The following is a 25,750-nucleotide window of genomic DNA, read 5'->3' as shown; positions in this document are numbered from 1 at the left end:
TGGCGTCTAATAGGAAGGACGCTGCCAGGCGTTTTTCTTACGATGCCATAACCGAATGATATAGGCAATGGGAACGGGCAGAACTGCGTAAAAGATGGCTGCTCCGATATTTAAAGCACCGCCTACAGAAATGAGCGAGAAGCCCATTAACAGCGAATCAAATATCGCATGAACGAATATGGCGGTAATGAGGCTGTAGCGCAGGAAAATGTAGCTGAAAATCATCCCAATAATAATTAGCTCAATCAGCCTGGTGTAGTATGGGAAGATTGGATAGGAGACATGTCCAAGCGCCCACAAGATGGTCGGAATCAAGGCGGCGACATAAATATTTTTGAACCATCTGCGGAACAAGGCAATGCCGAAAAACCGGTAAATGGCTTCCTCGGAAATCGCAGCGCACCAAGCCAGCATCGGCATGAGCCACAGCCATTTGATGTTGTAGGGAGACTGGGTCGCATCGCTAGTGCTCCAACTGCCGATCGCCGTTTCAAGCACTAGAAAAATGACCGACTGCACGCCTAGCAAAATAAGGGCGATCAAATAACCGAGTCCCATGCTGCGCCAAACATGCTCGCCGTAATTTTTTTCGCGGAAGCCTGGCCATATCGGACGTTTCCACGAGCGCCACATGCCGTCACCGGCCACGAAGGAGAAATAGACGGCTGCTCCAACCGGGATGAGCAGAAGCGCAGTAAACCATGCCATAAAGGACACTTGGGCATCGCCCATTATCTGTTCGCCTTGCTGGGCAATGACGCCGTCCATAATGCCTAGATTGTTAATAATATAAAAAACGGTGAAAATAAGGCTGATGGCGATCCCGCGTTTGAATGTCGTATGACGGCGGTATAATATCGCATAGATAATAGCTAGCACCAGCGTAATGAAAGTCATGTAAATGAGGCTGATCAACGATAAAGCGTCGGCCGTGCTTTTTTGCTGCTCAATATTGGCTACATAGTCTGCAGGCGGAATAAAGGCTGGCTTATAAGTCGAAACGATGGTTTTGTCGCCATTTTGACTAAAGCCTACACGCAGCTCAAGCTGCGAACTGCCTGCTGCATACCCTGTTGGGTGAATGACGACCTGACCAAGCGAGTTGACGGCAGCGTCATTCAAATCTTTGGCTTGAAAGCCTTGCGTAGTCGCAAAGCTGGCCGCTGCATCGAGAAGCTGCTTTTGTCCTTTAATGGTGTTCACGCCCGAGCCTGCTCCAATGAGATTCCAAGCGACAACGCTGCCGCTTTGCATATGGAGGTAGACGAACGCGGTGCTGCCATTATCGAGCGTTACTTGCGTTTGATAGGTGTCGAGCGGAAACTGCTGCATATATTTGGACGCATAATCCTCGTACAGCTTTTCCTTGATCAAATAGCCGGTTTCATCGCTGTCCGTTTGATAAACTGTATGAGCATCCGTAACGTTAACGCCGAATTGCATGGCGGCAAATTCCGTTGCTTTTTGCAGGGCTGCTTCATTGCCAATGACGTTGCCCTGTGATTCCGATGCGCCTGAATCTGGACCGCCAAGCATAGGGATGATTTGCAAAAATATAAAAACGACAGCGCTAATAACGGCGGCCCATACAAATTTCTTCCACTCGCGTGGGGCAATAAATTCAACCATAACTCACCTCAATTTCTGTTTAATCGAAAAATTAAGCATAGTACTCATACGATACCATATTAAACCATATCATCGCCAATCTAACAGCTTGGTTACCCTTTAGGCGGCTTGTCAGCGTTGTCCGCATTCATAAAACAGAGAAATAACGATATCCGGCAAGCTAATGGGCGGCTATCTTCCTCGCAGGGCTGTTTTTGAATGAAATCAGCTGTTTTTATTGCAAAAGGCTGTTTTATACACAGTGCGCTTTAAGCTTATAATCGTTAAGTCATGTGTAATGGAAATTGCAAATACAGCTGCTTCAAGTGAATAGAATAATAGGCAATATGAAGGTGGATGCAATGAACATTTCGTTTTTTTCGTTATTAAAATGGTCTCCGCCACGCATATTGGTCGTTGGCTTTGCGATTATTATTATGCTGGGAGCTCTGCTGCTATCCCTGCCTTTTGCATCGGCTGACGGAAGCGGGCTGCGTTTCCTGGATGCTTTGTTTACGGCTACCTCGGCAACTAGCGTGACGGGGCTTGTAGTTGTGGATTCTGGCACTTATTTTTCGGTGGCCGGTCAGGTTATTATTATGCTGCTCATTCAAATTGGCGGGCTCGGCTTTATGACGATGGGCACGCTGTTCGCGCTTGTGCTGAAAAAGCGCATTTCGCTGCGGGAAAGGCTTATTTTGCAAGAAGCGATGAACCAAGGCAGCATGGAAGGCATTATTCGGCTCATACGCAAGGTCATTGTCTATTCGTTGTCCTTTGAGTTCGTCGGCACGCTGCTGCTAACGCTGCGTTTCGCTTCCGATATGCCGCTCGGCAAGGCATTTTATTTCGGCTGGTTCCACGCCATCTCGCTGTTCAATAATGCGGGCTTTGATATTTTTGGCGACTATCACAGCTTGATGACGTATGTGGATGATCCGGTTGTGAACCTGACTGCCATGCTGCTTATTATATCCGGAGGCCTCGGTTTTATCGTTATTTCGGATTTGCTGGAATTCCGCCGCCGCAAAGGGCTGTCCCTGCACAGCAAGGTGGTGCTGGTGATGACTGGCTCGCTCATCGCAGTTGGAGCGGTCGTTATATTTATTTTTGAATTTTCGAATGGGCTGACGCTTGGCTCGCTCGACTGGGGCGGGAAAATTCTGGCATCCTTCTTCCAGTCCGTCTCGCCGAGGACGGCGGGGGCTAATACGCTGAACTATGCCGATTTGCGGCAGGCGACTTTATTTTTCACCATTATATTAATGTTTATCGGCGCATCTCCCGGCTCAACGGGGGGCGGAATCAAAACGACGACGTTTATGACGCTCATAGGGGCGGTTGTCGCGATGTTCCGGGGGAAAGAGGACATTGTACTGTTCCGCTACCGCCTCGGCAAGGAGCGGGTGCTCAAGGCGCTTACGATTACGATGCTGTCGTTGGCGCTGGTCGTCGTCGTAACGATGCTATTATCCGCCACCGAGGATCAGCGGTTTATTAAAATTTTGTTTGAAGCAACCTCCGCCTTCGGGACGGTTGGCTTGTCGATGGGCATAACGCCAGAGCTGAGCGATTTCGGGAAAATAATCATTTCTATTACGATGTTCGCTGGTCGTTTAGGCCCGCTGACGCTTGCTTATGCGCTCAATCCGAAAGCGGGCAAGGAGCTTTACCGGTATCCCGAGGGCAAAATTACAATTGGATAGGGGAAACACGGAGTTATTATGAAAAAGAACCAGTTCGTCATCGTGGGGCTTGGGCGTTTCGGCTCAAGTCTGGGCAGAGAGTTAATTCAGCTAGGCTATGAGGTGCTAGGCATTGATAAGGATGAGGAAGCTGTTCAGGAGCTGAGCGATGAGCTCACCTATACCGTATCAGCCGATTGCACAGACGAGGAGACGCTGCGCTCGATTGGCGTAAGGAATTTTGATGTTGGTGTTGTAGCGATTGGCAATGATATTCAAGCGAGCATTTTGACGACGATTTTGCTTAAGGATTTGGGCGTTAAGACCGTAGTGGCAAAAGCGGTGGACGAGCTGCACGGGCGCGTATTGGAAAAAATCGGCGTGGACCGCATTATTTATCCGGAGCGGGATATGGGCATTCGAGTCGCACATCAGCTGGTATCGCCGAATCTGCTTGATTATATTGAGCTGTCCAAAGATTATACGATTGCCGAGATTGTCGTCACGGGCAAACTGCATGGCAAGACGCTCAGCGATCTCGACCTGCGCGCCCGCTTCGGGTGCAGCATTGTAGCGATTAATAAGCCAAACGGCATTATTATTGCCCCGACGGCAACCGATGTGCTGCACGAGCGTGATGTTATGGTCATTATCGGGACGAATGAGCAGATTGAGCAGTTTGAAGAGGAAGCAACAAGGTGACAATAAAGACAGCAGCGCATGCGGTTATTCGCACCTGCGCTGCTGTCTTCTTGTTGTTTCGCTGCTTAGGACTTTGAACGGGAAGCAAGCTCCTCAATCCATAGACGGACGGCTGGATGCAGCTGGGCCGGGTCGGCATGAATGAGCGAAGTTGTGCGCTTCGTCTCCGCCAGCTCTCTGATCGGAATGACGGTGAGGTCATTGTCGGCCAGCAGCTGTTCTCGCACATAGGATTGGGGCAGCAGCGTCGCAGCCCGGCAAGTGTGCTGAAGCCGGACGATCGCCTCGAAAGAGTCAATCTCCATGCGCACATCTGGCTGGAGATTGTATTTGGCAAACAGCTCGTCGGTTAGCATGCGATACCAGGTTCCTTTGGAGAAGAGGAGAATCGGCAAGCTGTTGAGGTCCTGGATACCGAGCATGCCATTGCCTGTCACCACCATGCTTTTTGGCAGGACAAGCAGCAGATGATCCTCGAACAGCGGGACGCAGTGCAGCTGGGCATCTTCAATCCGTGAGGCGACAATGCCGATATCGGCTTTGCCTTCCCTTACATAAGTAACAATTTCATGGGTTTTGCCCGTGACCGCCTTAATATCGAATTCAGGATGGCTGCTATTGAGCGCCTTGATAAAATCGGGAAGCGTCGTTTGCAGCGTCGTCAGGCTCGCTCCAATCGTAATGGAGGTCCGCCCTGCCGACTCATAATCGGCCACCTTCTGCAGGTAGCGCCGGTGAAGCTGGCGAAGCTCCAGTGCGTATTCATAGGTCATCTGGCCGATCGGTGTCAGCTCCAGCCGCTTGCCGATGCGCCGGAACAGCTGCGAGCCGATATCCTGCTCAAGCTTGGCTACTTTACGGGAGAGGGCAGGCTGGGACAGGTTAAGCAGCGCTGCAGCCTTGTTCATGCTGGACTGCTCTACGATGGCGGCAAACATATGCATTTCTTCTATCATTAAAGCCAGCTCCAGTCCGCTTATGTTAAATGGTTATAACAAATTATAAAAAATAAGCAATTCCATTATAAGCCGAAAAGGAGTACGATGGGAAGTGTGACTAAACTGTGTCAACTTTTGTTGACGGAGAAAGAACCGAAGAGTAAAATGTAGAATGATTTGTAGACAAGCATTTGAGGAAAGCGTAACCACAGTCTGGAAAGGAGACACAAAGGCATGAAAGGAAATTCGTATTTTTCCCGTAAGCTTCACTCGCTGCTTGGTATCATTCCGCTTGGAATGTTTATCGTTGTGCATGCGCTTACGAACTATCAATCGTTCGAGAGGGGGGCAGAGGGGTTCAGCAGCGGCGTTAGTCTCATTAACAGCTTGCCATTGCTGCCGATTTTTGAAATTTTCGGTATTTACCTCCCGCTGCTTTTCCATGGCGTGTACGGCTTATATGTAGCCTATCAGTCAGACAGCAACCTGGGTCGTTTCAAGTACGGCCGCAACTGGGCGTTTACAGCACAGCGTATAACGGGTGTTATCACGTTTATCTTCGTGTTCTGGCATGTATACCAAACCCGTTTTCAAGTGTACTTGGGTTACATCACACATGAAGAGCTAGGCTCCACAATGCACAATATTGCGACTAATCCGCTTTATTTTGTATTTTATGTGGTCGGAGTACTGGCAGCTACGTTCCACTTTGCTAATGGCCTTTGGGCATTTTTGATTAGCTGGGGCATTACAGTAGGGCCTCGTGCACAACGGATTTCATCCATTGTATGCATGGGTGTTTTTGTAGTCGTAGCAGCATTGTTTATTCTTTCGCTTGTTGCCTTCCGCGGCGACGAATTCAAGGAAGCAGCCGATCTCGCATTGGCTTGGAATACTATCGGATAGTTTGAAGACAAGGAGTGAAGCGTGATGGCTAACAATAAAATAATTGTCGTAGGCGGCGGACTAGCCGGACTTATGGCTACGATAAAAGCAGCAGAAGCTGGCATGCACGTTGATCTGTTCTCGATCGTGCCGGTGAAGCGTTCCCATTCCGTCTGCGCACAAGGCGGCATTAACGGAGCGGTAAATACAAAAGGTGAAGGCGACTCGCCTTGGGAGCATTTTGACGATACGGTATACGGGGGAGACTTCCTCGCTAACCAGCCTCCTGTTAAAGCAATGTGTGAAGCAGCACCAGGCATTATCCACTTAATGGACCGTATGGGCGTTATGTTCAGCCGTACGCCGGAAGGCTTGCTGGATTTCCGCCGTTTCGGAGGCACACAGTATCACCGTACAGCATTTGCAGGTGCCACAACTGGACAGCAGTTGCTATACGCTTTGGATGAGCAAGTTCGCCGCTGGGAAGCAGCCGGCCTCGTAACGAAATACGAGCACTGGGAATTCCTTGGCGCCGTTCTGGATGATGAAGGCATTTGCCGCGGGGTATCTGCACAGGATTTGCGTTCGATGGAAGTGAAAACGTTCGTAGGCGATGCGGTTATATTGGCATCTGGCGGTCCTGGCATTATTTTTGGCAAAACGACGAACTCGGTTATTAATACAGGTACAGCAGCAAGTGCGGTGTATCAGCAAGGCGTTAATTATGCGAACGGCGAATTTATTCAAATTCACCCAACTGCGATTCCGGGCGATGACAAGCTGCGCTTGATGTCCGAATCAGCTCGTGGCGAAGGCGGCCGCGTATGGACTTACAAAGACGGCAAGCCTTGGTACTTCCTTGAGGAAAAATATCCGGCATACGGCAACCTAGTGCCGCGTGATATTGCGACTCGTGAAATTTTCAGCGTCTGTGTCGACCAGAAGCTCGGCATCAATGGCGAAAACATGGTTTACCTTGATCTTTCCCATAAAGATCCGAAGGAGCTTGATGTGAAGCTCGGCGGAATCATCGAAATTTATGAGAAGTTTATGGGCGATGATCCTCGGAAGCTGCCGATGAAAATTTTCCCTGCGGTTCACTATTCGATGGGCGGCATGTGGGTAGATTACAACCAAATGACGAACATCCCTGGATTGTTTGCAGCAGGCGAATGCGAGTATCAATACCATGGCGCTAACCGTCTCGGTGCGAACTCGCTCTTGTCGGCGATCTACGGCGGTATGGTCGCAGGACCGAAAGCGGTAGAGTACATTAAAGGCATGAAGAAAGCTTCCGCTGACGTGGCTTCCTCCGTATTCGACCGTGAGCAAAAACGCCAAACGGATAAATACGAAAGCATTCTTGCCATGAACGGTACAGAAAATGCTTACGTCCTGCACAAGGAGCTTGGCGAATGGATGACCAACAATATGACGGTTGTTCGTTTCAATGACAAGCTTGAAGCAACGATTAACAAAATCAAAGAGCTCAAGCAGCGTTACAACAATATCAACATCAATGACTCGATGAAATGGAACAACTCAAGCGTTGCTTTCACTCGTCAGCTATGGAACATGCTCGAGCTGTCCGAAGCTATGACCTTGGGTGCCCTGCTCCGTGACGAAAGCCGCGGCGCGCATTACAAGCCGGATTTCACAGAGCGCAATGACGAGAAGTTCATGAAATCAACGATTGCGACTTGGACGAAGGAAGGTCCGCAAATTTCGTACGAGGACATCGATGTTTCCCTGATTACACCGCGTAAACGTGACTACACAGCGAACAAGAAGAAAGGAGAATAAAGATGGCTGATACGACTACTGCTACAAAAACCGTTAAGTTCATCATTACCCGTCAGGATGGACCGGAGTCTGCGCCTTACAAAGAGGAATTTGAAATTCCGTATCGCCCGAATATGAACGTCATCAGCGGACTTATGGAAATTCAGCGTAATCCGACGATGGCGGATGGCGGCAATACAGCTCCAGTATGCTGGGAATCCAACTGTCTGGAAGAAGTTTGCGGCGCCTGCTCTATGGTCATTAACGGCAAGCCGCGCCAAGCCTGCAGCGCCCTGATCGATCAATTGGAGCAACCGGTACGTCTGGAGCCAATGCGCACTTTCCCAGTCGTCCGTGACCTTGTCATCAATCGCGAGCGCATGTTTAACGCCCTCAAACGCGTTAAGGCATGGATTCCGATCGATGGCACTTATGATCTAGGTCCTGGCCCGCGCCTGGCTGAATCGAAGCGTCAGTGGGCTTACGAGCTGTCCAAGTGCATGACGTGCGGCGTATGTCTGGAATCTTGCCCGAACGTCAACGATCGCAACAGCTTTGTTGGCCCAGCGGCTATTTCTCAGGTTCGCTTGTTCAACGTTCACCCTACGGGAGAAATGAACAAGGAAGAGCGTCTGGAAGCCTTGATGGAGGATGGCGGCATCGAGGGCTGCGGCAACTCGCAAAACTGTGTTCGCTCTTGTCCGAAAGGCATTCCGCTTACGACGTCAATTGCGGCCATCAACAAAGATACAACGAAGCATCTGTTCAAAAAATGGCTTGGATTTTAAATATATGGTCTTCCACCTGAGCGGTGGAAGGCTTTTTTAATTAAATATAGGAAAGGATATGATTGTCTGATCCTTTCTCTATATTTCTCGGACTGAAACGCGCCGCGCCAAAGAATAGCGACAGCCGTTTCACCTTGTATAATAATGATAATCAGTATCAATAATAAAAGAGATTATGGCACTTGTCAATGTTCAGCCGCGAATACGATATAAAGGCAGCAAAAAAGAACCGCTCTCACGGTTCTTTTTTGCTGCCTTTATGCATTTCCTACTAGTAGCTCTTAAAGCTGGCTTGTTACAGCCACTCTTCGCCCCACTTTTGAATCGATTCAATGACAGGCTGCAAATGATGGCCTTTGTCACTTAATTCGTATTCAATGCGAACAGGCATCTCTGGATACACTGTTCGTTTAATAATGGAAAGTTGTTCAAGTTCCTTCATCCGGTCGGTAAGCATCTTGTCGCTCATCTCCGGAATTTGCTCCTTGATCTCCTTGAACCGCTTTGGTCCAGCTAGTAGCACCCGAATGATGAGACCGGTCCATTTCTTGCCTAAAATTTCGGCCGCTGCTTCATACTTTGGGCACATTGTTGAATAATCCAACCTGATCACCCCGTTTCTTCTTAACCCATTATAACATATCTACTTTGGAAAAGTAAGTGCATATAAACACCAAATCGCCAATTAACTTTATTTTAAATATATACTTTACAAAAGTTAGTTTATATATTAAGATGGGTACATGAAACGCAGCGAGCAAGTGTTGCAGCTGTGAAAACAAACAAAAGACGAAGGGTGAGGTTAAAATGTTGGACACAGGATTATTGATTATTCGGGTAGTATTAGGCTTGTTGATGGTTGGTCATGGAGCGCAGAAGCTGTTTGGATGGTTCGGTGGCTATGGTCTGAAAGGAACTGGGGGATGGCTGGATTCGATAGGCGTTAAGCCAGGCGTACTGATGGCATTGGCAGCAGGATTAAGCGAAGCGGTAGGCGGCTTGTTGTTTGCAGCAGGCCTGTGGACATGGGTTGGCGCGGTGCTGCTGATCATCCCAATGATTATGGCGATTGTGAAGGTGCATGGCGTAAATGGGCTGTGGTCAACACAGAACGGCTATGAATATAATCTGGTGCTTATCGCCGTATTTGTCGGTGTTGCTTTGACCGGTGCAGGAGAATTGTCCATCGACGCCTTGCTTAAATAAGGGAAGAAGCAGTTCTGTATTGCAAGGTGAAACGGCTGTCGCCGTCTTTTGGCGGCGTAGCGCGTTTCAGTCCGAGAAATATAGAGAAAGTATGGCGAAACCATAAACTTCCTATATTTAAAAAAAGCTTGCTGCCAGCCGCTATAAGCGGATGACAACAAGCCCGATCATCATGCATGCGAATGCCGCCCACTGGGCGGCATTTAGTTTTTCCTTGTAAATCAGGATGGCGCCTGCCGCGACGACGAGGCTGTTCGTGGCGAAGATCGGCGCGGCTAGATTAGCGGGCCCCGTTGCCAGCGCAGTTGCATAAAGCTGGAGTCCGGCGTAGGAGAAGAGGCCAGCGAGCAGTCCGTAAAGCAAGCCTGTCCGATAGGCGGGCTTGCGGTTGCTGCTGTTTTTTTCTTTGCTCAACAAGGCGAACCATAGAAAAGACAGCAAATAGCCCACGAATAAAATCGGCGCGCTGGATAATCCCCATTCCTCCGTCACCTTGAGCCCGCCATTGCGGAAGGTGAAGAAGGCGACCGCAGCGCCAACATAGAAAAACCACTGTTTTTGGGCAGGAGCGGCTTGTACCTGTTTTTTATAAGAAATGAGTACAACGGAAAGCAGCAGCAGCAAAATGCCGCAAGCTTGCGTAAAATGCAAAGGTTCCTTATATACAAGCGTGCCTAATGCAACGACGAGCACGATGTTCATATTTGTCAGTGGAGAGGTCAGGCTTGCCGGACCATAGTCCAGCGCCTTCATAAAGACCGCGTTGCCGATGGCCGAGCCTGCACCAATGATTGCTCCTGCAATCCAGATTCGGTAATCGGCTAACGAAGCGAGCGATCCCTCAAACGCGGCATGCACGCCAAACCCGGCTGTACCAGAGGCGTAAAGCCCAAGCAGCAGCGCCGAGGTCGTACCGCCGCTCATCTGGCTTTTTTTCATCCACCAGCCGGCTAATCCGAATAAAATGGCGCTAGAGATGGCAACCGTTAGCCACATGATGTTCAACTCCCTGATTGTTTGCGGTATTGTTGCATTTGTTACACAAATGAAATGATTCTGTTATACCCCTATTACAATACTCGGTTATTATAATAAACAAGACCCCCTTTTAATATATCGAATTCGGACCTGCGCTCGGTGCAGGTCCACTTTTTTTGTCCATTGGTTCGATGGCGGCATTCCGCATACGTTCTCCATACAAAAAAAGAGGCTGCTCTGCTGATAAACAGCAAAGCAGCATGAATTTGTGCAGATTCCATAAGCAGACAGCTTATAGCGGTACGATGATCTGCTTGCGCTGGCGGTAGAACACCCATTTTTTGAAGCCAATTTCCTTGAGGCGCTTGCTGACGCGATCCCAATCATCCCCGACCCTTGCTGGAACGTGAGCGTCGGAGCCGAAGGTCACATTAACGCCGAAATGATGGGCACGCTCCAAAATTTCATCGGACGGATACCAGCCGCCTACATATTTTGTGCTGCCGGACGTATTAATTTCAATTGAAACGTCGTTTTCGGCAATGACGCGGAGCGTATCATCAATTTCGGCATCGGCTTTAATATCCGAAAAAGCAGGGTAATAACCTTTCATTGCATCTATATGTCCCAGCACATCAAACATGCCGCTGCGCGCCGATTGGCTGATCAAATCATAATAACGGCGCTTATCCTCAAATTGCTGCTTCTCGGTCAACTTTTCCCAGCGATTGCGATTAAAAATGCTCACTCCGCTTACTTGATGGACAGAGCCGATAATGTAGTCGAATGGTACGCCTTCATAGGCGTCGCGATAAGCAGGAAGCCGTTCAGGGAAAAAGTCTGACTCCATGCCAAGCAGTACTTCAATGCGCCCCTCATATTTTGCTTTAAGCTCGAGTACTTCCTTTATGTAGTTGTCAAATTCGGATTGAGCCATGGCGATGCCGGGAAAAGGACGGTCGTCCTTGTGACCGAAATAAGGCGAATGATCAGAAATGCCGATGGCCTGCAAACCTCTGTCCAAAGCGGCAATAATGTAGTCTTCAATCATTCCGTCGGCATGGCCGCAACGTTCGTGATGGGTGTGCAGATCAAATTTCATAGCTGTTTCCTCCTTGAGTTGAAAATGCGCTGTCAGTTTATTCGCTGCTAATAAATTGATGCTCCGGCATGCCCTTGAGATCGCTTAAAAACTGCTGCATCGCCGTATTTAAATATCTCCCGGACTTGTAGACGACGCCGACCGGATGGCTGATTTCGAGTTCATTCACCTTAATCATCTTGAGCGAGCCCCGCCGCAGCTCCTCGGCAATGGACAGCTTGGAGACGACGGCGGCGCCAAGATTAATTTCAACCATGCGCTTAACCTCTTCGCTGCTCGAAAGCTCCATCATAATGTTCGGCTGAATGTTGTACTGGCGAAAAATTTTGTCCACGAAGCGCCGTCCTAGTGTGTCAGGTGCAAGCATGATCATAGGAATATCCTTGAGTGCCTCTACGGTAGTATGCTTCAAATCGCTCAGCGGATGCTCCGGAGATACAACAAGCTCAAACGTATCGTAATAAAGAGTGGACGAGTGCAGGTTTGGATTTTTCTCAAATAAATAAGAAATACCAATGTCAATTGTGCCATTTTCGACGCTTGCGGTCACCTGCGATGATGGCATCGTATGAATCGTTGTTTTGATCAGCGGAAACTGGTCTTGAAAGTAGGATAACACCCGCGGCAAAATTTGAATCGCAATGGAAGAGGTCGTCCCGAGCAAAATATGGCCTTGAGGCGTCGTATTGAGGTCTGAAAGCTTAGCTTTAAGCTCTTCAACAATAAGCAAAATTTTCTCGGCATGCTCCAGAAAAACTTGTCCATGGTCGGTGAGGGTCACAGGCTGATTGCGATCAATCAGAACCGTCTTGAATTCCTCTTCAAGCGTTTTGACTTGTGCGGATACAGCAGGCTGAGTCAAATTTAGCAGCTCGCCCGCCTTGCGGAAGCTCATCGTTTTGGAAATGGTGAGGAGTGTTTCAAGTTGGCTAATATTCACTACAATCCCCCTCCAGGTTAAATGAAGCGATTACACGCTTATTGAAATAGGCTTGCAGGCGTAGATGCCTTTCCTCGTGATAGCTTTGCTTACTATTATAAAGCAAATCCGGCACGACGGCAAAAAGGAGAAGAAGCTTTACGTATTATTTAAAGAGGATATGAAGTGGCGTTGTCGAAGTGTGTTGGACGAAGGTACATATTTAGGGAGGCGTTACGACTGGACAGGAAAGCAATAAGAGGCTGGCTCATGTACGACTGGGCCAATTCGGCGTTTGCGACGACGATGATGGCGACTGTCATGCCCATATTTTATTCAGGTGTGGCAGCGTCTAATTTATCAGGTACGAAGGCGGAAGCCTATTGGGGATACACCCAAAGCATTGCGATGCTGTTCGTAGCGGTGCTGTCGCCTATTTTGGGCGCAGTTGCCGATTATATGGGCTCCAAAATCAAATTTTTAACGATGTTTATGCTAATGGGAGCCGCATCCTGTGCAGCGATGGCTTTTGTTGGCGAAGGGGACTGGCTGCTCGCCTCTATCCTGCTCATAATTGGAACAATGGGGTTTGCAGGAGGAAATACCTTCTATGATGCGCTGCTGGCAGATGGCGTGCCGATGGAGCGCAGAGATGTCGTGAGCGCCCAGGGTTACGCTTATGGCTACATGGGCGGCGGCTTGCTGCTGCTCGTTAATATTTTAATGATTCAAAATTTCGAGCTGTTCGGTTTTCCTACCAAAACCTTCGCGACCCAAATGGTGTTTATTACGGTTGGCATCTGGTGGTTGGTGTTCTCGCTTCCGCTGCTTCGTTCGGTCAAGGAGCCTGTGAAAAAAGTCAAAGTTGGCTTTGGCACAGCTCTTGGCAAAGGGTTCACGAGATTGCGCGGGACGCTGCGGACACTTAAGCGATATCCGGAGCTGCTTAAATATATGGCTTCGTTTTTATTTTTCAACGATGGCATTAATACGGTTGTTATCATGGCAACGATTTATGGCCAAGGGATCGGCATTAATACGGATGATATGATCAAGGCGCTATTAATTACGCAGTTTGTCGGTTTTCCGTGCACGATTGTATTTGGCAGACTGGCCGCGCGTTTTGGCTCGAAAAAGCTGTTATATGTGTCGTTATGGTTCTATGTCGTTATTGTCATTTTAGGTTATTTTATGACAACTTCGCTGCATTTTTATTTGCTCGCGATTATGGTTGGCGTCGTGCAGGGCGGCAGCCAGGCCATTTCCCGCTCCATTTATTCGGGTATGGTGCCGCCGTCCAAGTCGGGTGAATTTTTTGGCTTTCTCTCGCTGTCCAGCAAGTTTTCCTCCGTCGTAGGGCCGCTGCTGTTCTCGGTGGTCGCGACGGTTACAGGCTCTACCCGTATTGCCATCCTCTCGCTAATTGCGTTATTCGTCATCGGCATTGTGCTGCTTATGTTCGTCAATTTGACGAAGGGCAGAGCAGAGGCGCTGGCAGGGGATGATGGGGCAGCTGAAGCGTGAACATACGAAGCCCGGCGCTAATCCAAGGATGAGGAGTGGCCGCCGGGCTTCGCGTTTTATTTTCAAACAGTTCTAACTTTTATAGAACTAAAGTTAAGTACACATTCATGACACGATGATTTTTCCATAGCAGGAGGGAGTTTAAAGCATAAAAATGGTGTTTGTACGATGGCTTTGTAATCGAGGTTGGCCATGAGCCTATGTAAAAAAAGCAAATGCACTCCATAAATAACCGGAACAAAAGCAAATAAAAGCTTTTAAGCCGTAAAAAAGTAGAAGCCTGATGGAAAAGGCGAGCGGAGTAAAAGGTTTGAGATGGAGGAGCGCAGCGTTCGCCTTTGCATCTGCATTTTTACCGCAGCGCGGTATTATTCAGAAAAATGCAGAGGCAACAGCGACCGGAATCCAAACTTTTTACGCAGCGACGGATCTTTTCCATCAGGCTTCTACGACAAGGTCTTAATAGCATTTATATGGTTGTACCCTACGGTCACAACCATTCCTTTTTGCGGAAAATAAAAAACATCCCAAAGCCCAGCGCAAGCATAATGCCGAGCAAAATATACGATCCGCCTCGCATGTGCAGGCCGGGTATAAAGTCGAAGTTCATTCCGTAAATACCGGTTATGAAGGTCAGCGGCATGAATATCGTCGTCATCGCGGTAAACACGCGCATAATTTCATTGGCTCGCGCCGATATACTGGATTGGTAAGCTTCTCGCAAGTTGCCCATCAGCTCGCGGAACGTATCGAATGTCTCGGCGATTTTGACGGCATTTTCATAAATATCGCTAAAATATTTTTGCAGCTGATCATCAATCAGCTTAAGATCGCGTTTGTTCAGCGTAGCGATAACGTCCTTCTGCGGGCCAAGCACCTTCTTGAGCCACAAAATTTCACCGCGCAAGCCGATAATTTCGTTCAGGTGCGATTTTTTCGTGTGCATCAGTATATCTTCTTCGAGCGTTTCGATCCGCGTATCAATTCGATCCGCAACGAGGAAGTAGTTATCGACGACGATATCGACGAGATTGTATAAAAAATAATCGGGGCGGCTGACTTCCTGCTCCCACAGGACAGGCTTCAGGGAGCGCAGTTCATTAATCTTTTGCTTCGTAACGGTAATAATATAATGGCGGCCGAGAAAAATGTTCAGCGCGCGCAGGAAAATTTCCTCATCATCAAAACGAATGCTGTTAATAACGATAAAATAATGGCTTTCATAAATTTCGATTTTTGGACGCTGCTCCTCCTCGGTGAGGCAATCCTCTACCGCGAGGTCATGCATGTGGAACAGCGGCTGCAATACAGCCAAATCCTCCACATCGGCATCAATCCAATAAAAGCCCTCCGGCGATGGAATGAGCGTATCAGCAATATCTTCAATAGGGGTAAACAAGCCGTTGTTAACCAGACGGATTTTCATCTGTGCATCTCCTCTCTGAAATGGACAGGAGGCCGCCTTTGCCGCTTGCACAGAGCACTGTTAATTATAGAAAAACAGGGCGCATTACGCAGTGGCTGGGCAGCCGCCATATTCGGTTGTGTTCAGGCCTTGGTCGGTCGCCTTCCATGTCCGTATGCACTCCTTTATCATGTGAATTTTTGGATAAAAAACACCAATATTTTCACTCAGCGTTTCAATCCTTGTCTAGTATACTCCCGCAGCAGCTTTACATTCAAGCGAAAAAACCGTAAATGCAGCCGAAAGATCAGCCTTCGATACTATATGCAGTTCACAGGCTTGACGCGCATGCCCGAATCCATTAAAGTAGGCTTATAAGCAGCAATTCCATAATTGAATAGAACTACTTTCTTATCAAGAGCAGGCGGAGGGACTAGCCCGATGAAGCCCGGCAACCGGCGTAAGCACGGTGCTAATTCTTGCGGAGACATTTCGATGTTTCTGAGAGATGAGAGAGGCGAACGCTTATTTTTTGAGCAAACGACCTTTTCTCTCGACAGAAAGGGTCTTTTTATATTTGGGAATGCTGATAATCTCATTAAAGGAGTGATTCTGCATGCCAATTAAAGTTCCCGACCATTTGCCAGCCAAAGAAATATTAAACAGTGAGAACATTTTCGTTATGGACGAAAGCGTTGCTTATCATCAGGATATTCGTCCGCTGCGTATAGCGATTTTGAACTTAATGCCTGAGAAAGAAACGACGGAAACCCAGCTGCTTCGCTTGATCGGCAACACGCCGCTGCAGGTGGAGGTTGTGCTGCTTCGTCCGAAGACGCATACGTCTAAAAATACGTCCTACGAGCATCTGCATGCTTTTTACAAAACGTTCGACGAAATTTCCCATGAATTTTACGATGGCTTAATCATTACAGGCGCTCCTGTCGAGCATCTTGATTTTGAAAACGTGAATTATTGGGAGGAACTGAAGGACATTATGGACTGGAGCGCACGGCGGGTTACTTCGACCTTCCATATATGTTGGGCCTCACAGGCAGGGCTTTACCATCATTATGGCGTTCCGAAATATGAATTGGATGATAAAATTTTCGGCGTGTTTCATCATACGATTGAGAAACAGAATGTCAAGCTGCTTCGCGGCTTTGATGAAGCGTTCCTCGTGCCGCAATCCCGTCATACGGAAGTGCGCCGTGAAGATATAGAGAAGGTTGAACGTCTGGAAATTTTGTCGGAATCGTCGGAATCGGGCGTTTACATTGTCGCTTCCAAGGATGGCCGTCAAATTTTTGTCAGCGGGCATTCGGAATATGATCCCTTCTCGCTGAAAAACGAGTATGACCGCGACAAGGCGAAAGGGCTCGACATTGCATTGCCGAAAAACTATTTCCCGGGTGATAACCCGGAAGCGATACCGTACTCCTCGTGGAGGGCGCATGCGAATCTGCTTTTCTCGAATTGGCTCAACTATTATGTGTACCAGCAGACGCCATTTGATTTGGGAGCAAACATCTAACTATATAATAGAAGGAGCAATAGCCCATGTTGAAAATCGAAAGTGAATTAGCGCAAATTGGTTCGCAAAAGGATACGGAAACCGGAGCCGTAAGCTTCCCCGTGTATCAGGCGACGGCATTCCGCCATCCGAAGCTTGGACAAAGCACAGGCTTTGACTACGCTCGTACAAAAAGCCCAACCCGTGCCGTATTGGAAGAGGCAGCTGCCAAGCTTGAATCTGGCGATGCTGGTTTCGCATGCAGCTCAGGCATGGCCGCTTTGCAAACGGTATTCGGCCTGTTCCACCAAGGCGATCATTTGATTGTATCTCTTGATCTGTACGGCGGGACTTACCGTCTGCTAGAGAAGATTATGTCGAGATATGGCGTTACAGCATCCTACGTGGATACGAACGATATTGATGCGATGAGCGAGCTGTGTACACCGAATACGAAGGCGGTTCTAATCGAGACGCCAACCAATCCGTTAATGATGATTACCGACATCAAGCGTGTCGCTTCATGGGCGAAGTCCAAAGGACTGCTGACAATTGTAGACAATACGCTGCTGACGCCGTTTTTCCAGCGTCCAATTGAGCTGGGGGCAGACGTCGTTGTCCACAGCGCGACTAAGTATTTGGGCGGCCACAATGATGTGCTCGCTGGCCTTATTGTGACGAAGGGACAAGAGCTGTCGCAGGAAATGGCGTTTTTGCATAACTCCATTGGCGCCGTTCTCGGACCGCAGGACTCATGGCTGTTAATGCGCGGCATGAAAACATTAGCGCTGCGAATGGAGCGTCATGAGTATAATGCAACTAAAATCGCCAACTACTTGCTGGAGCATCCTTCTATTGAAGAGGTTTATTATCCAGCTTTGCCGCATCATCCCGGACATGAGGTGCAAAACCGCCAATCGTCGGGCAATACCGGCATTTTCTCCTTCCGCGTGAAGAATGCCCGTTACATTGAACCCATTCTGCGCCATATCCAGTTGATTGCATTCGCTGAGAGCCTGGGCGGCGTTGAATCGCTGATGACTTATCCGGCTGTGCAGACGCATGCCGATATTCCTGAAGAAATTCGCCGTGCTGTCGGCGTTGATGATAAGTTGCTTCGCTTCTCCGTTGGCATTGAGCATGCAGATGACCTGATTGCCGATTTGGAGCAGGCGCTTGCCGCAGCTAAGCAAGAGATTGGGGAGGTATAGCAGCATGAGCGACAGACATAACAAAGAGGAATATGCCAAGCGTCATTTTGCAACGAAATTGCTGCATTTTGAAGGATCATTTGATGAGCAGACGGGTGCATCCAGTACCCCGATTTTTCAGGCATCTACGTTCCATCAGAGCGATTTGACGCAAAATCCGCCTTACGATTATAGCCGGTCCGGCAATCCGACAAGGCAGGCGCTGGAGGATCAAATTGCGCTGCTGGAGGGCGGTACTCGCGGTTTTGCCTTTGCATCGGGAATGGCGGCGATTTCAACGACGTTCCTGCTGCTGTCGGCGGGCGACCATGTAATTGTGACAGAGGATGTGTACGGAGGTACATACCGTCTGCTTACGACAGTGCTGAACCGTTTAGGCATGGAAACGACGTTTGTCGATATGACGGATTTTGCAGCTGTTAAAGCGGCCTATAAAGCGAATACGAAGGCGGTATTTATGGAGACCCCTTCCAACCCGACGCTGAAAATCACCAACATATCGGAGGTGGCTTCGTGGGCGAAGGAGCATAACCTGCTGACGATTTTGGACAATACGTTTATGACGCCTTATTACCAACGTCCGCTAGAGCTTGGCGTAGATATAGTCGTGCACAGCGCGACTAAGTTTCTGAGCGGGCATAGCGACGTGCTTGCGGGCCTTGCTGTAACGGCTGATCCAGAACTGGGACGCAGGCTGTATCAGCTGCAAAATGGCCTCGGCGCCGTGCTGAGCGCCCATGAGTGCTGGCTGCTTATGCGCGGCATTAAGACGCTGCAAGCGCGCATGGAGCATAGCGAGCGCAGCGCGCGCAAGCTGGCGGAATGGCTGAATGACCATCCAGAAGTGACGAAGGTTTATTATCCTGGCCTGGCCGATCATCCGGGCCGTGAGGTTCATGAACAGCAATGCTCCGCCTATGGCGCAGTCGTGTCCTTTGATGTGGGCAGCGGCGAGCGGGCGAAAGCAATGCTTGGCCGTGTGAAGCTGCCGCTTGTAGCTGTCAGCCTAGGCGGCGTAGAAAGCATTTTATCGTATCCGGCGATGATGTCGCATGCGGCAATGCCGAAGGAAGTGCGCCATGAACGCGGCATTACGGACGGTCTTGTCCGTTATTCGGTAGGCCTTGAGCATATCGACGATTTACTCGCAGATTTGGATCAGGCTTTGCGCGGCTAACTACCTCGTAAAGTGGAGGAAAAGACGGCTGTCATTACTGACAAGCCGTGTTTTTCCTTTTTAAAATATAGGGAAGGATAGGATTTTCCCATCCTTTCTCTATATTTCTCGGAATGAAACGCGCCGCGCCGCCAGAGGACGGCGAAAGCCGTTTCACCTCGGCGGCTGTAATGGCCTGTAAACGAAAGATGACGAATTAGTGCTTAGTATGATAAAATTAATCTATACTTCATTAGTTTGTGAAAAAAAGCGCAACATCAAAACTACAGCTATAGATAAGGAGGTCTTGCGTAATGGCAACGTTGGACCAGATATTGGATAAGGCCCTGCGGGGTGAACGAATCAGCTTGGAAGAATGTATTATTATGTTCGAATCCGACGAGATTGAGAAAATGGGTAAAGTGGCAAACGAAATTATGCTGCGCAAGCATCCCGAGCCTGTAACGACTTTCGTTGTAGGAAGAAACGTCAACTACACGAATGTGTGCGACGTTTATTGCAGGTTCTGCGCCTTTTATCGTGCCCCAGGCTCCAAAGAGGGCTATGTGCTTGATAACGAGACGATTATGAACAAAATTCAAGAAACGATTGACGTTAACGGAACCGAAATTTTGATGCAGGGCGGAACGAACCCGGATCTGCCTTTTACTTATTACACGGATTTGCTGAAGGAAATCAAGCAGCGCTTCCCGGACATTACGATGCACTCCTTCTCGCCTGCCGAAATACAGAAGATGAAGGAAGTATCAGAGGGCTTGTCGCTGGATGAGGTTGTTCGCCAGCTGCATGAGGCGGGACTGGATTCGCTGCCAGGCGGCGGCGCGGAAATCCTCGATGACCGCACACGCCGTAAAATCAGCCGCAAGAAGGGCTCTTATACGGACTGGATCGACGTGATGAAGTCGGCCCATCGTCATGGCATGAATACGACGGCTACAATGGTTTATGGCTTTGGAGAAACGATGGAGGAGCGCGCCTTGCATTTGCTGCGCATTCGTGACGTTCAAGATGAATGCAAAGCGAATGGCTACGACTCTGAAGGGTTTACAGCCTTTATTTCCTGGCCGTTCCAGCCAGACAATACGAGAATGCCGATGGAGAAAGCGAAGCCGGAGGAATATTTGAAAATTGTCGCGGTAAGCCGCATTTTCCTCGACAATATTGACAACCTGCAATCATCGTGGGTAACGATGGGCCCTGACATGGGTAAACTTTCGCTGGCCTATGGCTGCAACGACTTCGGCAGCACAATGATTGAAGAAAATGTAGTGTCCGCTGCGGGTACGACGCATAAGGTCAACATTGAGCTGATTTTGAAGCTTATTCGCGAAGCGGGCAAAGTTCCGGCGCAGCGCAATACGCGCTATGAAATTTTAAGGATGTACAATGAAAGCGATAAGGCTGAGCAGGATTTTGTAATGCAAAATTAGGTTTTAGTGCACAGCTAATTCGGAGCTATTTTCAATAATTAAAGTTAATAACGCTTGTCTACTATTTTATCCGTTAAAGGATAGATAGTAGACAAGCGTTTTTTGTGACGCTATAGCAGCATTTGGCAGAAGCATCATTAAGGAAGTCAGCATTCAGCATGACTTTCTGCTTGCAAAGTTAAAGCAAAGGGACGAGGAACGGATGAAGGTTGGTTAGAAATTGGGTCGAATAATAGATGAAAACCAAGAAAAGAGGTCGGAAAAATAAAAATTTAATCGGAAATGCAAATTTTCCAACCAAATAGACTATTCAAACTGTAATCTTTTGTGTTACAATACGATTTAATCGAATATGAATCTTCAGGGCAGGGTGCAATTCCCTACCGGCGGTAAGGATGCGTTCGGAGCATCCAGAGCCCGCGACTCCTAGCTGCTTGCAGCCGGGACTGATCTGGTGAGAATCCAGAGCCGACGGTATAGTCCGGACGGGAGAAGATCAGAACCAGCTTGTTAAATGATAATCATTTAACAGGTTTGTTGATGATGCCCTTGTCAGATTGCTGACAGGGGCATTGTTTCTTTTTCATAGTGAAAAGAAGGTTCAATTCAAAACTTTCTCAGGAGGTTTTTGAATTGCAGAACACATTAGAGCTGGCTAGCGAGAAAGCGGGCTGGCGAACATCACGCATTGCGGGCATTAACGGGATATGGTATGTGGCGCTTGGCGCGACACTTTGGGGCCTTGACCCGCTGTTTCGAATTTTATTGCTCAAAAGCTTTACCTCGGCACAAATTGTATTTATTGAGCATATTTTGCTCGCTTTTTACGCAGTTCCCGTATTGTTTAAATTCCGCCGTACATTAGTCGGCAAGCTGTCCATTGGCGTCATCGGGGCGCTGCTGTTCATTTCCTGGGGCGGCTCAGCTGTAGCGACGGTGCTGTTCACCGCAGCCTTCTCGCATGGCAGCGCGAATGCGGTGCTCCTGCTTCAGAAGCTCCAGCCGTTATTTGCGATTTTGCTCGCCAGAGTTTTGCTGAAGGAAAAGCTGCCGCGGAAGTTTTTCGTCTTTTTGCTGGCGGCGCTCGCAGGCACCTATTTGCTGACCTTCGGGTTCGGCTCGCCGCTAGTCGGCCTGCATGACCTTGCTTTGCTCAGCTGCCTGTTCTCGATTATTGCGGCGGCCTTGTGGGGCGGCTCGACCGTCATGGGCAAATATTTGCTGCAAAAGAAATTGTCCTTTTCCATTGTGACGTCTCTCAGGTTTCTGCTTGCGCTGCCGCTGCTCAGCGTCATTTTGCTGGCAAGCGGCGACGCATGGAGCCTCAATGCCGAGGGCAGCCAATTGTCGCTCATTGCCGTCAATTTATTGTTTCAAGCTTTTTTCCCTGGCTTAATCAGCATGCTGCTGTATTACAAAGGGCTTTCCTCGACTAAAGCTGTATACGCGACGCTTGCTGAGCTTTCCTTCCCTGCCGTCGGCGTATTGATTAACTGGCTCGTATTTGGCCAGACGCTGACGTTAGGGCAGCTTAGCGGCTTCCTGCTCATTTGGCTGACCTTATGGCTTATGAGCCGCAGCAGCAATGAACAGGCTGTTCAGCAGCCACAAGCTGCCGCTTAAATGCAGCACATTTATAACCCCCTTCATTCCCAATGTCTTCATCGTATATCGTTGCTTCGTGCACCATATACTGTTCAGAGGGGAATGAAAGGGGTTGGCTTTTTTATGGAACTATTCACCGTTACGCTGCCTTCCAAGCTTCAATCTACGGCGGCTGGATTAGCGGCCTTAATGGCGCAATATACGAATGAGGATCTACATATTGAATCAGCATCGCAGGAGCGTTTGGTGCAGTTCGAGCTGCAGCCTGCGGGCACCATTATGTGCCAGTCGGCAACGCCTTATTTTCAACTGAATAAGCATGGAGAAATGCTGTACCACAGCGCAGCCAAAGCGCTTGCTGAATTTGTTGTAACCAATTTGGAATCGGAAATGCTTATCAGCATTATTAAGAAAAAATATCAGGGCGGTCATTCCACAGACATCTCCGTTATCGAAAAATATTGCAGCCAGCTGATGCAGGATACCGATCTGGATGGGTTGAATGCCAAGTTTCTGGATGCGGACAGAAAGCGCCGCAAGCTTAAGGTGGCCGAGGAAATCGAACTGTATTTAAGTGAAAATACACAGCTCGACCTTGGCGGTATCGCCACCTTCAGGCTTCATGGATATCGACACGAGCTAGGCGATATTGTGGAATATGCCTTGGATGAATATGTGCTGGATAAGCAATATCAGGAGTTTATTTCGCTGCTCAAATATTTTGTGGGGCTGCAGCAATCGAAGGTCGCCATGGTCCATTTGGTTCATAAAGGCAACCATGAATTTATTTTGTATAATGACAAATTCCAATTGTTTGAGCCGAAGCCGCATTCCGATCGCTTGGTAGCCGAAATGCTGGAAACGGAAATGAACATTGAGGATATGGTCATCAGCTCGCTAATTGCTGCATCACCGAAGCAAATTGTCGTTCATACGCAGCATGTCGATATGCAGGTTATCCGGACGATTGAAACGATTTTTGACAACCGGGTGTCGGTGTGCAGTGATTGTGTGTTGTGCTCCCACGCAATGGGGGGATGGAATGATGGTGTTACCCAGCCTTAAAATAAATCAGCAATATGAATCCGCATGATGAACTAGCCAAATAAACTAGCTGCAGGCTCGCCGATCAACGGCGAGTTTTTTTCACTTCCAATACATAAAAAATACAAAAAAGTGTATTACACTATGACATAGAACTGTACTTAAAATCGGGAAGAAGGTAGCCGCATGACGACCATACTCGTAGTAGATGACGATCCGCATATCCGCCAGCTGCTCCGTTTGTATTTGGAGGATGAAGGCATGGATATTATAGAGCAAGGCAACGGAGCGGATGCATGGGATTATTTTTGCAATCAGCCGGTGGATCTCATTATTCTGGACATCATGATGCCGAAGATGGATGGCTGGGAGCTTTGCCGCCGGGTGCGGGAAGCGGGGGACAAGCCGATTATGATGATTACCGCCAAAGGGGAGGCGCCAGAGCGAATAAAAGGGTTCCGGCTGGGCACCGACGATTATATGGTGAAGCCGTTTGACCCGATGGAGCTGGTCATGCGGGTGAAGGCGCTGCTGAAACGGTACCGGATTTCAATTTCGCAAATCGTCAGGCTCGGCCAAGTGACGCTCGATAAAACAAGCTATCAAATCCGCTATAAGGATACGGGCTCAAGTGAGTCCATACCGCTCAAGGAATTTGAGCTGCTGTTTTTGCTGGCAAGCTATCCGGGCAAGCTGTTCAAGCGCGATGCATTAATTGAGCAAATATGGGGCTACGATTACGAAGGCGACGAACGGGCGGTGGATACGCATGTTAAACGTCTGAGGGAGCGTTTTGCCGCGTACGATCAGGATTTTAAAATCGTGACGATCTGGGGGCTGGGCTACCGACTGGAGGTATACCGTGATTAAATCGCTGTATGTCCGCTTAATTCTTATGTTTGTTGCATCGGTCATGGCGAGCGTTTTTTTAAGCTTTTTCATGACCCATTTTCTATTTAGCCACAAGCTTCGCTCCTACGTACAGGACAATTTAGTCGTCAGCGGCAAAACGATAATCGAATCCTACAAGAACTCTTACCCTAACCATTTGGATACATTAATGGGGGGCATTACCGCTCTGCCGATTTTCACCATTATCGTTTATGACGAACAAGGCAGACCGCTGCACGAAACCGACAAAGTTGCCAAACATAAGCTGATCGTTGATGAAGAAAATCTCCGCAGCGTGCTGAACGGCGGCGTCTTCCGGGGGGGAATGGGCAAAGAATATGATCGGCTCGTCGTAGGGCTCCCTTTTCAAATTGAAGGACATGCTTATGCCTTGTTTATAAAGCCCGAAACGAATGACGTTGCCACGCTCGCTGTAGGCTATTTCCGCATGCAGCTTTTTCTCGTTGTATTCATTGGAACGCTACTCGTCATCGTCACCTCCCGTTATATAGTACGGCCTTTGAAGCATTTAACCTTGGCTACGCGCAATATGGCAAAAGGCGATTTCAGCATCAGGCTCGCTACGAAAAGCAGGGATGAGATCGGCGAGCTGACAGCAAGCTTTAATCAGATGGCGCAGGAGCTCGATTCGCTGGAGCGGGTGAGAAGGCAGTTCGTCTCGGACGTCTCCCATGAAATTCAATCGCCGCTTACTTCGATTAAAGGCTTCACAATGGCACTTAAGCAGAAAAAAATGGATGAGGAAAGCCGTCTTCGCCTGCTCACTATTATTGAGGAGGAAAGCGACCGCCTATCCCGGCTGACGCAGGATTTGCTCAAGCTGTCTGCGCTTGAGCATGACCAAATTCAGCCCAATATGAGCCAATATCGTTTGGATGAGCAGCTTAAAGATGTCATGATTGCCAGCGAGCCGCTATGGTCCAACAAAAACATCCAGCTCAATCTGGACCTGGAGCCGGTCGTGATTTCGGCAGATGAGGATAAACTGAGCCAGCTTTGGACGAATCTGCTGAGCAATGCGATTAAATTCACAGAACCTGGGGGCATGATTTCGATTAACCTGATTGCAAGCCAACATAGCGTGACGGTTTCGGTTGCCGACAGCGGAGTTGGCATTCCGGAGGAGGAGCTTCATCATATTTTCAAACCCTTTTATAAAATAGATCAAGCCCGCGTGCGCGCAGTTGGCGGAAATGGCATCGGCCTTTCGATCGTCAAGCGGATTATTGAGCTCCATGGAGGAGAAATCAGGGTAGAGAGTGCGGTGGGCAAAGGGACGACGATGAACGTCATGCTGCCGCTTGTCCTTCCAAATAAATACAATAAGGTCTGACAG

At 48.7% G+C, this 25,750-nt stretch carries 22 protein-coding genes and 2 riboswitches; of the genes, 15 read left to right on the top strand and 7 right to left on the bottom strand.

Annotated elements, in window-relative coordinates; all coding sequences use genetic code 11:
• Nucleotides 1–6 precede the first annotated feature (6 nt).
• A complete protein-coding gene (locus BBD42_RS00845) occupies nucleotides 7–1,629 on the bottom strand; it encodes a CPBP family intramembrane glutamic endopeptidase (protein WP_099516600.1) in 1,623 nt (540 codons plus the stop codon).
• Between the two features lie 341 nt (nucleotides 1,630–1,970).
• Between BBD42_RS00845 and BBD42_RS00840 the strand changes: the two genes are divergently transcribed.
• Nucleotides 1,971–3,314 carry a TrkH family potassium uptake protein gene (locus BBD42_RS00840; protein ID WP_099516599.1) on the top strand — a complete coding sequence of 448 codons (1,344 nt, stop codon included), beginning with the start codon at nucleotides 1,971–1,973 and terminating at the stop codon, nucleotides 3,312–3,314.
• An 18-nt stretch (nucleotides 3,315–3,332) separates the two neighbouring features.
• Nucleotides 3,333–3,995 carry a potassium channel family protein gene (locus tag BBD42_RS00835; RefSeq protein ID WP_099516598.1) on the top strand — a complete coding sequence of 221 codons (663 nt, stop codon included), beginning with the start codon at nucleotides 3,333–3,335 and terminating at the stop codon, nucleotides 3,993–3,995.
• A 65-nt stretch (nucleotides 3,996–4,060) separates the two neighbouring features.
• Here the strand turns inward: BBD42_RS00835 and BBD42_RS00830 are convergent, their stop codons facing one another.
• Entirely contained in the window at nucleotides 4,061–4,951 is an 891-nt protein-coding gene (locus BBD42_RS00830) for a LysR family transcriptional regulator (protein WP_099516597.1), read from the bottom strand.
• 216 nt (nucleotides 4,952–5,167) lie between these two features.
• Here BBD42_RS00830 and BBD42_RS00825 point away from each other — a divergent pair, with 216 nt between their 5' ends.
• The 3 genes from BBD42_RS00825 to sdhB are packed head-to-tail and all read left to right on the top strand — an operon-like array spanning nucleotide 5,168 to nucleotide 8,388.
• The gene (locus BBD42_RS00825) at nucleotides 5,168–5,839 is read left to right on the top strand and encodes a succinate dehydrogenase cytochrome b558 subunit (RefSeq protein WP_099516596.1); all 672 of its coding nucleotides are present in this window, start codon (nucleotides 5,168–5,170) and stop codon (nucleotides 5,837–5,839) included.
• Between the two features lie 24 nt (nucleotides 5,840–5,863).
• On the top strand, nucleotides 5,864–7,621 hold the full coding sequence (gene sdhA, locus BBD42_RS00820) for a succinate dehydrogenase flavoprotein subunit (protein ID WP_056039503.1): 1,758 nt from the start codon (nucleotides 5,864–5,866) through the stop codon (nucleotides 7,619–7,621).
• Nucleotides 7,622–7,623: 2 nt separating this feature from the next.
• Nucleotides 7,624–8,388 (top strand): succinate dehydrogenase iron-sulfur subunit, encoded by a 765-nt coding sequence (gene sdhB, locus BBD42_RS00815; RefSeq protein WP_056039506.1) that lies wholly within the window; start codon nucleotides 7,624–7,626, stop codon nucleotides 8,386–8,388.
• 295 nt (nucleotides 8,389–8,683) lie between these two features.
• Here the strand turns inward: sdhB and BBD42_RS00810 are convergent, their stop codons facing one another.
• Nucleotides 8,684–8,992 carry a winged helix-turn-helix transcriptional regulator gene (locus BBD42_RS00810; protein WP_099521378.1) on the bottom strand — a complete coding sequence of 103 codons (309 nt, stop codon included), beginning with the start codon at nucleotides 8,990–8,992 and terminating at the stop codon, nucleotides 8,684–8,686.
• 203 nt (nucleotides 8,993–9,195) lie between these two features.
• Between BBD42_RS00810 and BBD42_RS00805 the strand changes: the two genes are divergently transcribed.
• Nucleotides 9,196–9,594 carry a DoxX family protein gene (locus BBD42_RS00805; RefSeq protein WP_099516595.1) on the top strand — a complete coding sequence of 133 codons (399 nt, stop codon included), beginning with the start codon at nucleotides 9,196–9,198 and terminating at the stop codon, nucleotides 9,592–9,594.
• A 141-nt stretch (nucleotides 9,595–9,735) separates the two neighbouring features.
• On the opposite strand, the gene BBD42_RS00800 is transcribed toward BBD42_RS00805, so the two are convergent.
• The 3 genes from BBD42_RS00800 to BBD42_RS00790 all read right to left on the bottom strand — a co-directional run bounded on the left by BBD42_RS00800 (nucleotide 9,736) and on the right by BBD42_RS00790 (nucleotide 12,614).
• Nucleotides 9,736–10,590 (bottom strand): EamA family transporter, encoded by an 855-nt coding sequence (locus tag BBD42_RS00800; protein WP_099516594.1) that lies wholly within the window; start codon nucleotides 10,588–10,590, stop codon nucleotides 9,736–9,738.
• 274 nt (nucleotides 10,591–10,864) lie between these two features.
• Nucleotides 10,865–11,674 (bottom strand): histidinol-phosphatase, encoded by an 810-nt coding sequence (locus tag BBD42_RS00795; protein WP_099516593.1) that lies wholly within the window; start codon nucleotides 11,672–11,674, stop codon nucleotides 10,865–10,867.
• Between the two features lie 37 nt (nucleotides 11,675–11,711).
• A complete protein-coding gene (locus tag BBD42_RS00790) occupies nucleotides 11,712–12,614 on the bottom strand; it encodes a LysR family transcriptional regulator (protein WP_099516592.1) in 903 nt (300 codons plus the stop codon).
• 249 nt (nucleotides 12,615–12,863) lie between these two features.
• On the opposite strand from BBD42_RS00790, the gene BBD42_RS00785 reads away from it, so the two are divergent.
• Entirely contained in the window at nucleotides 12,864–14,117 is a 1,254-nt protein-coding gene (locus tag BBD42_RS00785; protein WP_237163314.1) for an MFS transporter, read from the top strand.
• 490 nt (nucleotides 14,118–14,607) lie between these two features.
• Here BBD42_RS00785 and corA read toward each other — a convergent pair whose 3' ends face one another.
• Nucleotides 14,608–15,543, bottom strand: coding sequence for a magnesium/cobalt transporter CorA (gene corA, locus BBD42_RS00775; RefSeq protein ID WP_056039516.1), 936 nt, complete (start codon nucleotides 15,541–15,543; stop codon nucleotides 14,608–14,610).
• A gap of 387 nt (nucleotides 15,544–15,930) precedes the next feature.
• A riboswitch (SAM riboswitch) is annotated at nucleotides 15,931–16,037 on the top strand.
• A gap of 101 nt (nucleotides 16,038–16,138) precedes the next feature.
• Between corA and metA the strand changes: the two genes are divergently transcribed.
• The 8 genes from metA to BBD42_RS00735 all read left to right on the top strand — a co-directional run bounded on the left by metA (nucleotide 16,139) and on the right by BBD42_RS00735 (nucleotide 25,747).
• Nucleotides 16,139–17,056 (top strand): homoserine O-acetyltransferase MetA, encoded by a 918-nt coding sequence (gene metA, locus BBD42_RS00770; RefSeq protein WP_099516590.1) that lies wholly within the window; start codon nucleotides 16,139–16,141, stop codon nucleotides 17,054–17,056.
• A gap of 26 nt (nucleotides 17,057–17,082) precedes the next feature.
• Nucleotides 17,083–18,246 carry a PLP-dependent transferase gene (locus BBD42_RS00765; protein WP_099516589.1) on the top strand — a complete coding sequence of 388 codons (1,164 nt, stop codon included), beginning with the start codon at nucleotides 17,083–17,085 and terminating at the stop codon, nucleotides 18,244–18,246.
• A gap of 4 nt (nucleotides 18,247–18,250) precedes the next feature.
• Nucleotides 18,251–19,423 carry a trans-sulfuration enzyme family protein gene (locus tag BBD42_RS00760; RefSeq protein ID WP_099516588.1) on the top strand — a complete coding sequence of 391 codons (1,173 nt, stop codon included), beginning with the start codon at nucleotides 18,251–18,253 and terminating at the stop codon, nucleotides 19,421–19,423.
• A 293-nt stretch (nucleotides 19,424–19,716) separates the two neighbouring features.
• Nucleotides 19,717–20,853 carry a cyclic dehypoxanthinyl futalosine synthase gene (gene mqnC / locus BBD42_RS00755; protein ID WP_099516587.1) on the top strand — a complete coding sequence of 379 codons (1,137 nt, stop codon included), beginning with the start codon at nucleotides 19,717–19,719 and terminating at the stop codon, nucleotides 20,851–20,853.
• A 352-nt stretch (nucleotides 20,854–21,205) separates the two neighbouring features.
• Nucleotides 21,206–21,354: riboswitch (FMN riboswitch) on the top strand.
• Nucleotides 21,355–21,486: 132 nt separating this feature from the next.
• Nucleotides 21,487–22,476 carry a DMT family transporter gene (locus tag BBD42_RS00750; protein ID WP_056039542.1) on the top strand — a complete coding sequence of 330 codons (990 nt, stop codon included), beginning with the start codon at nucleotides 21,487–21,489 and terminating at the stop codon, nucleotides 22,474–22,476.
• Between the two features lie 105 nt (nucleotides 22,477–22,581).
• A complete protein-coding gene (locus BBD42_RS00745; RefSeq protein ID WP_172455346.1) occupies nucleotides 22,582–23,523 on the top strand; it encodes a putative sporulation protein YtxC in 942 nt (313 codons plus the stop codon).
• Nucleotides 23,524–23,688: 165 nt separating this feature from the next.
• A complete protein-coding gene (locus BBD42_RS00740) occupies nucleotides 23,689–24,372 on the top strand; it encodes a response regulator transcription factor (RefSeq protein ID WP_099516585.1) in 684 nt (227 codons plus the stop codon).
• A complete protein-coding gene (locus BBD42_RS00735; RefSeq protein ID WP_099516584.1) occupies nucleotides 24,365–25,747 on the top strand; it encodes a sensor histidine kinase in 1,383 nt (460 codons plus the stop codon). The genes BBD42_RS00740 and BBD42_RS00735 overlap by 8 nt, the downstream gene beginning before the upstream one ends.
• Nucleotides 25,748–25,750 lie beyond the last annotated feature (3 nt).

This window comes from Paenibacillus sp. BIHB 4019 (assembly GCF_002741035.1).
Taxonomy (GTDB): domain Bacteria; phylum Bacillota; class Bacilli; order Paenibacillales; family Paenibacillaceae; genus Pristimantibacillus.
The sequence above is the reverse complement of the archived record's forward strand: the minus strand, read 5'-3'. Positions and strand labels throughout refer to the sequence as shown.

What these genes read in the sequence shown, in the direction of transcription:
- BBD42_RS00830 (WP_099516597.1), bottom strand. Translation starts at nt 4,951, where the DNA reads ATGATAGAAGAAATGCATATGTTTGCCGCCATCGTAGAGCAGTCCAGC.
- BBD42_RS00835 (WP_099516598.1), top strand. Translation starts at nt 3,333, where the DNA reads ATGAAAAAGAACCAGTTCGTCATCGTGGGGCTTGGGCGTTTCGGCTCA.
- BBD42_RS00800 (WP_099516594.1), bottom strand. Translation starts at nt 10,590, where the DNA reads ATGTGGCTAACGGTTGCCATCTCTAGCGCCATTTTATTCGGATTAGCC.
- metA (WP_099516590.1), top strand. Translation starts at nt 16,139, where the DNA reads ATGCCAATTAAAGTTCCCGACCATTTGCCAGCCAAAGAAATATTAAAC.
- BBD42_RS00740 (WP_099516585.1), top strand. Translation starts at nt 23,689, where the DNA reads ATGACGACCATACTCGTAGTAGATGACGATCCGCATATCCGCCAGCTG.
- BBD42_RS00785 (WP_237163314.1), top strand. Translation starts at nt 12,864, where the DNA reads ATGTACGACTGGGCCAATTCGGCGTTTGCGACGACGATGATGGCGACT.
- mqnC (WP_099516587.1), top strand. Translation starts at nt 19,717, where the DNA reads ATGGCAACGTTGGACCAGATATTGGATAAGGCCCTGCGGGGTGAACGA.
- BBD42_RS00840 (WP_099516599.1), top strand. Translation starts at nt 1,971, where the DNA reads ATGAACATTTCGTTTTTTTCGTTATTAAAATGGTCTCCGCCACGCATA.
- BBD42_RS00760 (WP_099516588.1), top strand. Translation starts at nt 18,251, where the DNA reads ATGAGCGACAGACATAACAAAGAGGAATATGCCAAGCGTCATTTTGCA.
- BBD42_RS00795 (WP_099516593.1), bottom strand. Translation starts at nt 11,674, where the DNA reads ATGAAATTTGATCTGCACACCCATCACGAACGTTGCGGCCATGCCGAC.
- BBD42_RS00845 (WP_099516600.1), bottom strand. Translation starts at nt 1,629, where the DNA reads ATGGTTGAATTTATTGCCCCACGCGAGTGGAAGAAATTTGTATGGGCC.
- sdhA (WP_056039503.1), top strand. Translation starts at nt 5,864, where the DNA reads ATGGCTAACAATAAAATAATTGTCGTAGGCGGCGGACTAGCCGGACTT.
- BBD42_RS00805 (WP_099516595.1), top strand. Translation starts at nt 9,196, where the DNA reads ATGTTGGACACAGGATTATTGATTATTCGGGTAGTATTAGGCTTGTTG.
- corA (WP_056039516.1), bottom strand. Translation starts at nt 15,543, where the DNA reads ATGAAAATCCGTCTGGTTAACAACGGCTTGTTTACCCCTATTGAAGAT.
- sdhB (WP_056039506.1), top strand. Translation starts at nt 7,624, where the DNA reads ATGGCTGATACGACTACTGCTACAAAAACCGTTAAGTTCATCATTACC.
- BBD42_RS00765 (WP_099516589.1), top strand. Translation starts at nt 17,083, where the DNA reads ATGTTGAAAATCGAAAGTGAATTAGCGCAAATTGGTTCGCAAAAGGAT.
- BBD42_RS00825 (WP_099516596.1), top strand. Translation starts at nt 5,168, where the DNA reads ATGAAAGGAAATTCGTATTTTTCCCGTAAGCTTCACTCGCTGCTTGGT.
- BBD42_RS00745 (WP_172455346.1), top strand. Translation starts at nt 22,582, where the DNA reads ATGGAACTATTCACCGTTACGCTGCCTTCCAAGCTTCAATCTACGGCG.